Genomic DNA, 13998 nt, shown 5'->3' on the forward strand with positions numbered 1-13998 from the left:
ATTTAATATACATTGAGCATAACTTTTTGTAATTTTAAGACAATACACTATAAATCATAAAATTATGAAAACTAAAAATGTAAAAGCATATGGAACTGTGGCTGCAGATGCAGATTTAAAGCCATTACAAATCGATAGAAGGGAAGTATTAGCTAAGGATATAGAAATTGATATTATGTACTGTGGAGTTTGTCATTCCGATTTACACTTTGCACGTAATGATTGGGAAATGACGGAATATCCTGTGGTGCCTGGTCATGAAATTGTTGGTAAAGTAACTAACATAGGCTCTGGTGTTTCAAAATATAAAGTAGGCGACATCGTGGCTGTAGGCTGCCTTGTAGATTCTTGTAGAACTTGTAATAATTGTAAAGCAGATTTAGAACAATACTGCTCAAATGGTTGGGTTGGTACCTATGGTGGTTATGATAAGCATTTAGACGCCAATACACATGGTGGTTATTCTGATATGATTGTAGTAGATGAGGATTTTGTGCTGAGCGTACCAGAAAACTTAGACTTTGCAGGTATTGCGCCAGTGCTTTGTGCAGGTATTACGACATGGTCGCCATTACGTCATTGGAATGTAGATAAAGACTCTAAAGTAGCTGTCGTTGGTTTAGGTGGATTGGGTCATATGGCTATAAAATTAGCACATGCTTTAGGTGCTCATGTCACTTTATTTTCAAGATCTACCAATAAGATTGTTGATGCTAAAGCCTTAGGTGCTGATGATGTAATTATCTCTACAGACGAAAGCCAAATGGAAAAAGCCATGGGTAAATTTGATCTTATTTTAGATACAGTGCCTTACGAGCACGATTTTAATCCATATATCTCTACACTTAATACAAACGGAACTCTTGTGATTCTAGGTTATTTAGGACCTTTAGATCCACCTGTAGTTACGGTGCCCATGATTATGGGTCGTAAAAGTATGGCAGGTTCATTAATTGGTGGTATCGCCGAAACACAAGAGTTATTAGATTTTTGTGGAAAGCATAATATCACTTCAGATATAGAAGTCATTAACATGCATGAGATTAATGAAGCCTATGAACGTATGCTGAAAAGTGATGTCAAATACCGATTTGTAATTGATATGAAATCTTTGAAAGAATCTTGAATACTATAATCTTTAGTTAATTTACAATTCAGACTATTCATTCTACACTTCAGGAATATAAGTAGTGTGTCTTCAACTGGTTTTATGAAATTAGCCTATCATTAATCAAATCACTAACTCATGAAACTATCATTATACATTATTTGTTTTTTATTTATTGGCTCAGCTTTTTCTCAAAATCAATTGAGCACAGAAGACTGGCAAGAAGATTTACGCTATTTACAAGCTGAAGTTCATAAGAATTATTCACATTTATTTAAAAAAGTAACAGCGAAAGACTTTGATGTTGAGGTAGAGGAATTATTTGCAGATATTCCAAATATGGAACCGCATGAAATCAATGTCGCATTTTCGAGAATTGTATCCCTTTTTAAGTATGGACATACGCAAATAACCTTTCACACAGTAGCTGAACGTGGTATATTACCTGTAAACCTTTATCATTTTAACGATGGAATTTTTATAGAAGGAGTAATGAAATTACATAGAGAAACTTTAGGTGCGAAAGTTCTAAAAGTTGAAGGAGTGGAAGTAGAGGAGGCCTTAAAAAGAATAAGACCAGTAGTGCCTGCTGAAAATGACCAGTATTTTAAGGCTTATGGTTTACGTTTTTTGACTGTACCCGATGTGCTTCATGCGCAAGGCATACTAAAGGAATGGTCTAAAACAGTAACCTTAACTTTAGAAAAGGATAATGTAGTTTTTGATTACGAATTTCCAACCATACAACTAGAAGAATTATCTAAAGGTTCTACGCTTACTATACCAAATGAGAATTGGCTGAGTGCAAGAGATCAAAGTAAAACGCCTTTATACCTCAAGGATTTAAATAATAAGTACTATTACTTTGAGTATTTAAAAGATTCTAAAATACTTTATGTGAGGCAAAGCTCTGTGTTTGATGATCCCAAGGAATCACTAAAAGATTTTTACAAGCGTCTTTTTACATTCATAGATTCTAATACTATTGATAAGTTAGTATATGATGTGAGAGGTAATGGTGGTGGTAATAATTATAACAACCTACAATTTATTAAAGGGCTAATGGCAAGACCAAAAATTAATACCAAGGGAAAATTCTTTTATATTATTGGAAGAGAGACTTTTTCTGCGGCACAAAACCTAACAAACGAGATTAGTAGGTACACAGAAGCCATATTAGTTGGTGAACCAACAGCAGAGAATATTAATTTTTATGGAGATGCTAGACGTGTAGTATTGCCAAAGAGTGGTATAAATGCTTATTTATCTTATGCATGGTGGCAAGATGAGCCACAATGGGAAAACCAAGATGCTACTTTACCGCATGTTGCTGTAGATATGAGTTTTAATGAGTATAAGAACAATGCAGATCCTGTATTAGAGGCTGCTTTAAATTATAAAGATGATGGTTTTATTTTAAAACCTATGCAACATCTTACGGAGTTATTTATGTCTGGAAATTTTACTCAGTTAAAAACAGACGCTATAGAAATAGCGAATAATCCTAAATACCGTTATTATGATTTTGAGAATGAATTTGGAAAAGCTGGTGGGCGATTGTTTCTGAATGGGAATGTACAAGGTGCAATTTTTATATACCAGTTATTAACTGAAGTTTATCCAGATTCAGCAGGACACTTTTACAATCTTGGCAGTGCATTGGAAAAAGCAGAACAAGCAGACAAAGCAATTGAAGTTTATGAGATGCTTGTTAAGAATCATCCTAAGCATATGTTGTCTAGAGCTGCTAAAAAGAGGATAGAAGCACTAAAAAAAGAATAAAATAATCGTGCTTATAACTTTTATGCTTAGTTATATGGTTTACTGAGGATTTACTTTTACATGTTCTAAATTAATTTGTAAATTCACAACTTAACCCACTAATAAATTAATGAATCTTTTTAGTAAGTTCCGCAGGAATCTTTTTAAAGGCAATGCAGTAGCAAAATATATAACCTATGCTATAGGTGAGATTGTACTTGTTGTTATTGGAATCTTAATTGCTGTAGCAATAAATAATGCTAATGAAATCAAAAGAGAAAACGAACTATTAAATCGGTATTTAAAAGATTACAGAAGTGATCTGAAATTAGATAGTGCAATTATTGCGACTAATTTAAAAGTATTAGATGCTAAAAAACCGATATATGATTTGGTGCTTTCTGATAGTTTAAATAAAGATGTTTTAATGAGAAATGGAGGTGTATTTGGCCTTATTTTTAGTTATAATCCATTCAAATTGCAAACTAAAGGTTATAACCAGTTACAATCTCATGTAAGCGACAATACTGTAGATATGGATAGTTTAGTTGTTTCTATTGTTGTAAATCATGCTGCATATAAAGAGCTTTTAGATACAACTGTTGATCGTATTGGGAAAGATATTGATGATAACTTAACGTATTTAAAGAATAACAAATTATGGCTATCTGATTTTTTATCAAATAGTATAACACCAGAAACTATAGATTATTTTTTGAGTAAGGATTATAAGAATCGAGTTGCAATGCACAAAACTTATGTGTTTGGTAATTTATATGCATTTATGAAAGCATATCAAAATTATATTACAGAAATTAATAAAGAATTAGACGATCGCTTAAAAGAGAGTAGTTAGTTGATACTCCAAAATATTCTATTTTACATAATATAAATTATAGGACAAATGCTATTATTGATTATTTAGTCAAAGTGTACCATTTGTCAACTATAATGATATTATGTAAAATATCCCAGAAGCTTTAGTACTATTGGTTTTAATGTGCAGAACTTGGGCATTAAACTAGAAACGGTTTGCTTCGCAGAGTTAAAAAAGCATTAGTCCTATAATTTGCCGTTATGTCAAATGTCCGCTGTCAAACGCTCGATTGCTTTATAAAATCAAATTGCTCTGGCAATTTATTTTGTACACAATTATCCAACGCTTGCCAGCCGCACAATAAAAGCTAGCTTTTTACTTCTTTTAAAAATCGCGTAAACGACAAAATGTACGTGATAAAAAATTTTAGACGATTCTCGTGGATTGCCACAAGAGCATAAATTTTAAAAAAATAAAATTCTATGCACTTGTTATATGTAGAATTCCAAATAGTCTTTTTTAGTTTCTATATCTTTTGTCTTGAAACAAAAGAAACAAAAATTCAAGGCTGCATATAATTTTGGAAACAATTAACGGCTCATTCACTATATTTCAGGAAACTTCTGAACAGATTAAGATTGCTTAGAAGTCCCATTAATAGTTATACTTCTTTACTTTATGTATTACTAACTCCCTAAAATATATACGCTCTTTCGCCTATTGTTTTAACCAAAATTTTATGAGGCCGAGCTAAATATTGAAATTCTATTTTACATAATAAATGAGAATTTATTAAAACTAATAAACTACATATTATAAGGCTATTAACTTGTCTTAGAATTTATAGAAATAATAATTATCAGTACTTATGACTTTCATTTGACTCTTAAATAAAACTTTTATTAGTATTGAGCTTTTAATTAATAATTCAGCTTCTTCTTTAGTAACTTCATACTCTTCATTTACTTTCCATTTTTCGTCATATTTGGAAAGTTCATCATCAATGACTTCTTGTGTCAATTCTGTGACTTCAATCATTAATTCTTTCGCATACCATTTTTCATCTTGATATATGGTATAGCTTATAGAACTTTCGAGATCAATTAGCAATAATGTATTATCATAAATTAAAGAATTATTAATTATTGGAATACCCTTATAATTGGCATATGAAAACTTATCCTCTGATTCTTGCAAATATTCGATCTCCCGATTACTATTTAAAAGCTCTACCCCTTTCCAGTCTGTAAATATTGTGTATTTAGATTTATCCTCTATTGCATTGATCTTTAAATCAATATCTTTTTTCAAATTCTTGTTTTCAATAAAATCTTTCTTACTGCCCAAAATAGAATAAAATTGTCTTTCAATATCTCTAGCTAATTTTGCACCAACATCACTTGCCCCATAAACGAAATTATCTTTTCCTTCAATGAACATTGATTTCATCTTGTTATACAAATTAAAATAGCCTAAACCATCAATTTCTTTGATATTATCAAGATATTCAACACAATTATACCTCTTTAAAACTTCTGGAATAATATTATTGTTATTCCAATTTTTTAGAACAGACTCTTTAAATTCTTGAATTTTTATAGGTGATAATTCTTGATCAACTACATCAGCATAATAACTTAATTCTTGTTTCTTTTTTAATTCTTGAAGAGTATTGAGGATATCATTTTTACTTGAATTAAATATTTCTTTAAGGTTTTTTTCTTGATGATTTTGATATAAAAATTGATTCCATATTTCTTCTAGATTAATTTCAATTCTATTAAGAATTTCTTTTATATCATTTATTAGAAATTTGAAAGAATCATTTAAATTAATCTCATTATTAAATCTTGAAATAACAAATCTTCTATTGTGCAAAAGTAAAATTGTAAACCCAAAATTCAGCCAATCTCTGGATGAAAGAGCCATATAAGCTTTTCCAGATTTATGTTTTTTTAATTCCCAATTGTCTATTTCAAGAAAACCATTAAAAGCTCTTGTTTTTAATTCAACAAATACTTCAAAAAGCTTAATATTATTTTTAAATTTAAGCTCGTTTACGATATTCTCATTGAGTTTAAAATTTTCTAATTCTGTTATAGATATCTTATTATTTGAGTAACTAAAGACTAACCAAGAATAAACAGAAATATAAAAACTTCTATGCATAAATCTAATTTCTTCTATTGCTTTTCTTTGGACGTCTGATTTAGACTCTCTTAAATCAAACCAAGATGATATTTGATTTACTTCTTCAAATAATTTGTTGAAGTTTTTATAATCCTTTGCGTCTATAATTACTTTTGTTAATTGAATTAAGGACCAATAGTTAATTTCAGCAAAGGTTGTTTCAATTTCGTAATTGTTTTTTTCATCATTATTAATATTCGAAATACTGTAAAAATTTATGATTTCTCTATAACTAATTGCTAAATAATTAACTATAAGATTCTTGTGTTTTTGACTAACATTTGGATATAACCAAGTTGAAAGAATAATTAAATCTCTAAATGCTGAAATTGAATTTTGACTTCTTGAACTATAAATTTTCTTTCTGATAAATAAAATGATACTTACAAAAATCTCATCATTATCTAATCTTGCAGAATCTCTTAATGAAATATAAAGGATATTTACCGCTTTGGGGAAATAAACTTTTGATTCATATTTACTATAGCTATGGCCTAAAAACATTATTCAAAATTTTGTGTATATAAATCAATTATTACTTCTAAGTCACTGAGTGTTTTTTTCACTCCTTTATGATTTCTTTTATATATACTATCATTAAAATCATCACTAATAAACTCCAATTTCTCATCTAACTCGTCCTGGGCATGTGTTTTCTCTAATGTCTTTTTTGAAAATTTATATTCTTTAAGAATAAAGTTTTCCCTAATCTTACTAATTGAAATTCCTAATGATTTAAAGAACTTGTTATCCTTAAATTTTTCATTTTCTTTTTCAAAAGCTAATAGAAGATAGTCTGAGCCTGGAATGAAATACTGTCCAAGATGTAATGGAACAAATTGTTTTATTTGAAAGCCTTTAGTCTTTTTGAATAATTTTTTAAGATGAATATCCTTTAAATACTTCCCTTTATTTTCATCTTGATTATAGATGTAATGTAAATCTTCTCTTGTATCATCAGCAAAGAAATGTGTTGCATTACTTATTTCTTGAAATTTTATTTCTTTAAAAGAGTCTTGCATAATTTTTTTGCTTTTAATTTCAAAAAGCTGATGAAAAATATTTAATGCACATATTCTTTTTGTGTCTTCTAAATAAACTTCTTTTAATTTACTTGGTTGGATAATTTCAAATATTCTAACATATAATGAAACTAAAAGAAATAAAAATATCAGAATCAAATAGAAGTCTAGAATTAATAGATTTTGAAGTTTTTCAAAAGGTAAAGTAACACTTAATAGCTTTTGAACAATCAAGGAAACAACCAATCCAAAGCCATAATAAGCAACTATTTCGTAATTAACATATCGGACTACTAATTTTATATTAGAGTCTATAAATTCTTTTAAAAAATTAAATAAGAATGTAGTTACAATTAGAGTTACAGAAATGAATGTTCCAATATATAAAGTGTATTCGTGCAAAATTTTATCTGCATAGTTTTTATCTATTTCAATAAAATTAAGGTACTTTAAAAGGCTTATTTCATTAAAATTAAAAGAAAACATTACAGCCAAAACCCCTAATGTAAGATGTAATAAAAAATAATGATACCACTTTGTTCTGAGTAATATTTTATTTTTTAATAAAAACAGCTTGTTTTCTCTTTTTAATAATTTGTATAAATCATTATGTTCTTCTTTTATACTTTTATTAAATTTTGTTGATAGTTTGGACATTGTTCTCGTTAAACTTTATATATAAATATACTGCAATATGTTAAAGAAATTATAGATTATTCAAGAAACAAATGCATCATCTGTATCAGAGCTGCAATTCCTGAGATTTGTCCATAAAAATTTGATTACCATAAGACACATTTTTACAACATGTATTAAATGCCCCAATCAGATAGGAACTCCCTTTTACGGGCAGTCTCAATACTTCTTAGATAGTAGTTAACACGGTCATCTAATATTTGTATGTAGGGCAGCATCTTTATATCTCCTTTTGCTTGGAGATGATTAATATAGCCATTTAATTCCTCAATCCTACTTTGGTACCTAGGGATGATACTACCTGAATAAGTTATGCTAGAAACAACAAAATCCAAATTTCTGAATGTATCAACATCAACTTCTTTATCCAATATTAAGTCTAAAAACTCGTAACGGTCATTTCTAAAAATTGAAACAACTACGTTAAAGACGGTAAAGATGGCGCTTTTATCAGTTTTTTCACTTAGGTAATCTCTCAAAAAAGTTAACTGTGTCTCATCATTTGATTGAAAAATCTTGGTTATGGAATCTGAACTGTCGGAAATTCTATGGAATTTATTGGTATAGTCCAGTATCCTCGTAAAAACCTCTGAATGTTTTTCCATTGTCCAAAGTTTCCGAAAATCATTCTCAAACAATGCGGAATTGGACAAGTAATGCAACTTATCAAAATGTGAATCCATTAGCTTAACAATGAAACCAGGTTCGATTTCCAATATTGACTTAAGTACCTCCAAAGAATAATCAAAGTGTCTTTCATAGCTATCTACAATAAGATATAAATCACAGATTGTTTTGAACTCGCTTTTATATATTTCCGGATAATTCGAGCATATATATTCAAAGAATTCTTTTGGTATATAAACTCTAGATTTTTTAGCCCTTTTTGATATAGTGCTAAGTACTTTGACCACTACATCGTCAACGTCCTTAAAATATTTTTCAAATCTTTGGAGCAGTTTAGTGATAAACCAAAAGTTCTTAATCTGATTGCTCCCCAAATACTTTAAAAAATGGTCAAAATCCTTTTCTCGAAGATTACTATTGGAAATATTTACATGGAGCGTTGGTAGGTCATAGATAAACTCCCTCTTGTTTAGAACTGAGCGAAACTTTTCAACCTTATCAAAACCCATCCTTAACTTGGTAAAGAATTTTCTTGGTATATTCGATTCATATCTACTTCGAGCAAACTTTTGATATAGAATTAGAAATTGATCAAAATCTCTATTACCTAGAAAAACAAGTAGTCTAGAAACTGATTCTGTCACCCTATAAAAATCATTAGAAATGAAGTCCTTATTCTCAAGAATGACACTATAATCATTGAAAATTTCAGTCAAATTTTCTAATTCCCATCCATTCAGAAGTGCTTTAAACTTATTGTTGAGATAATTCTGGTATTTATCATATTCTAAACGAATCTCTTTCCTCGAAAAAGACCCATCAGTGACAGTATTGTATAGTTTAAAGGCAGAATTGTCAAGCATTTTCAAAAGTACTTTATCAACTGTAAGACCTAGCCATTCGAGTTTACCAATATATTTTTCAATTAGAACACAATCTATAAATTCATTTTTGTCTAATTCATTATCAAAAAAGTTTAATATCAAGTCTTTGTCATGAAGAATCACATCTTCATTTTTTTCGTGATAACTTAGGTTCTGCGTGTATTCTAGAATGCACTTCTGAACACTAGATTTTAAAGAATCGTTCGAATACTTACTGAAAATGAATTCCCAAAGATTATTTCTGAGTTTTATTTGCTCTTCTGAAAGGAAAACAGCATAAGTTCCAATGCTAATTTCTTTCCCGTAACTCGTTGTCGCTCTAAAAGTGTCTTTTAAAAAAGTAGGAGCAATAAACAGAATGAGTTTAGAGATAAAAATCTCATTTTCTTTAAGCTTTTTGAATAAGAACTTGAACAGTTCAGTCTGAGTTGAATAATCATGATAAAAGGAATTTTTTGACATGACAAAGCTCTGTACACATGCTTTCAGGAATTTTTGAAATCGCTGTTCACTTCTTAAACAATATTCAAGTAAAACATTCAGTGAAAGGTTAAAGTGTTCTTTTCTTAAATTTTGAAATTTAAGTAATAAGTCAATCTGTTTGTCACCATAGGAATTAAGATGGTTTTTATTCCAGATTTCGAAATTAAAACCATTATAATCTACTTTTGGCTCTTTTTCAATCATTTCCGAAATGAACGAAAGTGTCTCAATGGGAATAAAACAATAGAAATCTTTGATGAATGGTAAAGCAATTCTATTACCCCCTCTATTTTTCCATGACTCCTTAATATCAGTTTGAACTAGACTGAAAACTTCTTTAAAATTGAAATTGTTTATTTGTTGAATTAAAATCCAACCCAAACCAAATCCAGCGTCTTTATGAAAGTAAATCTCTAATAACTTTGTGAATGGGATTGTTTTTTCCTTTAAGAAAATTAGAAAAATTAGGTATTCACCAAGAATTTGGTCTGCTATTTTATATGCATTAAACAATTCATCTGCTATCTCAATTTTGAATAAGGTCTTTAGATGAATTTGAAGTTTTTCTTTATCTATTCCGAAGTAATGTTCAATCTCCTTTATTTGGTCGGTATTAGAAAAATCTATTGTTCTAAAAAGGGATAAAATACCCATTACCTTTAATAATTCTTGGTCTTCAAATTTGTCAACTGTTTCCCTAACAGAAGAAAAATACTCGTGCATTATCTGTGCAGGGTTATTAAGCTTTTCCAGCTCACCTTTGTTACCTGCTTCGGCAGCCATAACAGCAAGTCTAGGATTACCTTTAGAAATCTCCCAAATTCTGTCAGCCCAATAATCATTGATATTAAAATCATTGGATTGTAGGATTTTCTTAAGCTCTTCCCTCTGGAAGACCTCGAAGTATATGGTAGTAGGTTTGTCAAGTAAATGCCCTATTTCATGCAGCACGTAATTTCTTATTGTAAGAATTATTTTCAACTTTCCTTTACCAGTTCTTTTATTTTTAAAGTTGATTAAGTAATCGAGGTTTGATTTTAATCTATTGGCATCATCTACTAATATAATGTAATCAACATCAGGCAAAAGGAAATTTTGTAAGTCGTCCCAAAGATTTAGCACACCATTTGCACGAATAACCTTTGGATGATAGTTGTCGTACTTAGCTAAAAAAATCCTTATTAATTCTATAGCGAACTTAGTTTTTCCAGTTCCTGCTGCTCCCGTTAAAATTAGTATGTCCTTTGTATTCAGACTTTCTAGTCCTTCGGAAAGCTCCGTTTCTCTATTATAAAATTTGTTTAAAAGAGTGGTAGCAAATTTTGATTTTTGATATTCTTCAATAAACTCAGGCATTTCAAGAATTTGCCATGTATCAATGGGCAATCCAAGCTTTCGAGCTAGTGAAGGATAGTTTTTGAATATTTGGTTTGCAAAATTTTTTATACTTAACACCTCAAGTTTAGTCTCTTTTGAATATGTGGATAGGTGCTTTTTTAAGTCATCATAATCAGAGACATCTATAACCGAATTACAAATCAAAATAATCTTTACAATACCATCTTTAGGAACATCTGTCTGTTTAAAGCAATGACTGATGTCAGCCTTTAACTTTGATAATATATTATCAGTCTTAGTTGTAATCTCGTTATAAATATAGTAGTCGCCAATCGGAATAAAATTATCTGGTGTACCAATTTTGGACTTTTCCTTTCCTAATACAAAACCTGTTGGGAAAACGTGAGAATAACGATAAACAAGATATTGTCTACTAAGGTTAGCAAATACATCTCCGTTACATTCTTTAAGAGCAGCTTCAATTCTAGTAATCATATAAAAAACAGTTGGTAAAGTATACCATTTCTGGAATTAAATTAAAATCAAACTATATTGAATAGTAGGTTCTTTATTTTTCCGAAGGACTACTTAAATATTTAATACTTAATTCAATAATATTAATTAATAAATAGAAGAATTTAAATATAACTAATTTCAATAAGTATATAATTACAACTTTGCGTAGTTTTTAAACAAGTTATTTACAAAACACATTTTCCACCACTCCTCTACCCTTTCAAAAAAAGAGCACAAGGTTTGGTCATAAAGAAACTTATATTTGAAATAGTTAATTATTCTGTTCTTCTCTTTTACCTAGATTCACCTTAAAAACGCTAAAGCCAACTCCGAAACCAATCCATTTATCACCATTACTTTGCCAATTAAACACGCTTTGATTATTAATATGATCCCATCCTAGGTATAGACCTACTTGAACTCTTTCATATTGTAGCATTAAACCCGTTAATATTGTTAAAGTTGAAACGTCTTGAGGTTGAATTGTTCCTTCACCTGTATATGAAGTATTAGATTCATTTAAACCAACAGTACCTATACCAGCACCTAATTGTATATTAAATGAAGTTCCCAGAAAAGAACCTAACTTAAAGCTTACTGTAGAATTAAAGTTAAACTCTGTGTCAAACCCTAAATTATCATCTGGACGAGCTTTAAAGGGCAACGATAAAATTCCGATAGATATTCTATCATTCTTTTTTGTTAAATCTAAACCTTCATAAAATCGATCAAAATTTACTCTAGATATAGTATATATTTTGCCATTATATTCTGAGATTTTTTTTTGATTTTCAGCATCACTACTGTCAGAACTAAACCAATTTGATGTATCATCAAAATTTATTGCTCTAAGTTCAACTATATTTGAGGTTATCCTTATTATCTTATACTTATAACCTGCTTCTAAATAAATTCTATTATTATTTGCAGTATCTATATTTGTAGTAACTCCAATTATAGTAGCTCCAGAATCAACTGGAACATCTGCCGTTAATTTAATAATTTCCCCAGATTCTTGAGCGTTAAGAATTGATAAAAAGAATATTAAAAAAATTAAAGAAAGGTTTTTTTTTAAAATCATAATTCATAAGGTTTTATTGTTAATTTTTATATACGTACGTGTTTAGTTTAAATCGTTAAGAGATTCTTATGGTTTAGTAGAATGAGTAATGATTCTTAATTTAGTGTAGGCATAAAAAATTTATCTAAACTAAGAGTTATTCCAAATTGTGTTGAATATATGATGTCATCATACCTTATGTTAAGATAATCTCTACCATAAAAAATTGAAACAAAATAACCCACTGTTCGATGGTTGTCTGGTGACAATTCAAACAAACCCTTAATTCCCATGCGATATTTACTTCCACCATCATCATTAATGTTGGATAAGAAGCTATCTAAATTTCCTAATATATATACCAATTCTGTTCTTAAGTGTAGTGCTAACCTGCTTTTTGGCATTGCTTTTCTATAATCATATTTAAAAAGTAATCTATCCTTGCCATAAGATTTTTCCTGTTGTTCTGAAAACGCAAGTACAGATTCTTCAGTACCTAAATCTCTTCGGTATCCTAGACTAAACTGATGCAATGAACTTGCTTCTTTATTGTATCGTCCATAGGTAATCTCATTATAAATATAATTAGTTGAAAAATCTCCATCTAAATAAGAGTTTCGTCTAACTTGAGGAATATTTTCATCAGGTATGAAAAAAAAACCAGGTGCTTGACCATTACTGTAATGATGAAGCCTCACTAAATGATTTAAGAAGTGTATGTTAGTATCTTTACTATTAATTTTTTCAAAAGAGTCATTATTTTTCCAAATCCAGCCTGTATAATTATTATACAGAGAAAAATACCAACTAATACCAACTTTATGACTACTTGGAATTATAGGTTTGGAATCATCTAATGTCATTCTAAATGTTCCATTATAATCAAAAGTTATCATTTGCCTTTTATTAACATCCCATGAGTCATTTTTGCCAAAAAAGAGAGGGAAACTTAAGTTCAAATTTGCCTCGATAAGATTAAAATCACTATTAGTACCTTCTCCCTGTCTTAACGGAATTCTTCGCTCATCAATTGATGGAGAAAAAGGAAGAATTGATAGGTATGATGGTGATTGATTTGCTACCCATGACCTTTGAAGCAAATAGTAAATTGTCTTTTCGTGTTTAACTTGCAATGAATCTTGACGGTTTAACAAATAAGCATCATTTTGAGAATAACAAAATATACTGCTAAAAAGTAGTATTATGCCTAAAAAATAATTAGCGTGGAAATATCTTATTAATCGTAGCTCCATAATATCATCTATTTTGATTTTATAATAAACAATGCTAAGGGTTTAATAAAAAAAACCATAACATACCCAACAGTGGGTAAATTAGATAATTAAAAAGAGCTATTAATTCTTAAAAGGGAGGATTAATCACTAATAATTAAGTGATTACGTAAATATAAAAAAAATATTTCAAATTCATTCCACACACATTTTTCGCCACTCTTCTGCCCTTTCAGAAAAAGAGTGTTTCATTAACTGAGTAAA

8 protein-coding genes are annotated in these 13998 nt (G+C 29.3%); 3 read left to right on the top strand and 5 right to left on the bottom strand.

Translation table 11 applies throughout. The features are described 5' to 3' along the window. Window positions 1–64 precede the first annotated feature (64 nt). From Q0822_RS09775 to Q0822_RS09785, 3 genes are all read left to right on the top strand, one after another. Window positions 65–1126, top strand: coding sequence for an NAD(P)-dependent alcohol dehydrogenase (locus Q0822_RS09775; RefSeq protein WP_299122986.1), 1062 nt, complete (start codon window positions 65–67; stop codon window positions 1124–1126). 120 nt (window positions 1127–1246) lie between these two features. Beyond that, on the top strand, window positions 1247–2890 hold the full coding sequence (locus Q0822_RS09780; protein ID WP_299122987.1) for a tetratricopeptide repeat protein: 1644 nt from the start codon (window positions 1247–1249) through the stop codon (window positions 2888–2890). A 109-nt stretch (window positions 2891–2999) separates the two neighbouring features. Continuing rightward, entirely contained in the window at window positions 3000–3725 is a 726-nt protein-coding gene (locus Q0822_RS09785) for a DUF6090 family protein (protein ID WP_299122988.1), read from the top strand. A gap of 795 nt (window positions 3726–4520) precedes the next feature. On the opposite strand, the gene Q0822_RS09790 is transcribed toward Q0822_RS09785, so the two are convergent. The 5 genes from Q0822_RS09790 to Q0822_RS09810 all read right to left on the bottom strand — a co-directional run bounded on the left by Q0822_RS09790 (window position 4521) and on the right by Q0822_RS09810 (window position 13602). Then, window positions 4521–6380: a hypothetical protein gene (locus Q0822_RS09790; protein WP_299122989.1), complete on the bottom strand. Its 1860-nt coding sequence runs from the start codon at window positions 6378–6380 to the stop codon at window positions 4521–4523. Beyond that, window positions 6380–7555, bottom strand: coding sequence for a hypothetical protein (locus Q0822_RS09795; protein WP_299122991.1), 1176 nt, complete (start codon window positions 7553–7555; stop codon window positions 6380–6382). Before Q0822_RS09795 ends, Q0822_RS09790 begins: the two co-directional genes overlap by 1 nt. Before the next feature lie 155 nt (window positions 7556–7710). Beyond that, window positions 7711–11421: a hypothetical protein gene (locus tag Q0822_RS09800; protein WP_299122993.1), complete on the bottom strand. Its 3711-nt coding sequence runs from the start codon at window positions 11419–11421 to the stop codon at window positions 7711–7713. Between the two features lie 292 nt (window positions 11422–11713). After that, entirely contained in the window at window positions 11714–12523 is an 810-nt protein-coding gene (locus tag Q0822_RS09805; RefSeq protein WP_299122995.1) for a hypothetical protein, read from the bottom strand. Window positions 12524–12618: 95 nt separating this feature from the next. Next, the gene (locus tag Q0822_RS09810) at window positions 12619–13602 is read right to left on the bottom strand and encodes a hypothetical protein (protein ID WP_299122997.1); all 984 of its coding nucleotides are present in this window, start codon (window positions 13600–13602) and stop codon (window positions 12619–12621) included. Between the last annotated feature and the right edge of the window lie 396 nt (window positions 13603–13998).

Source organism: uncultured Winogradskyella sp. (assembly GCF_947496485.1).
Classification (GTDB): Bacteria; Bacteroidota; Bacteroidia; order Flavobacteriales; family Flavobacteriaceae; genus Winogradskyella.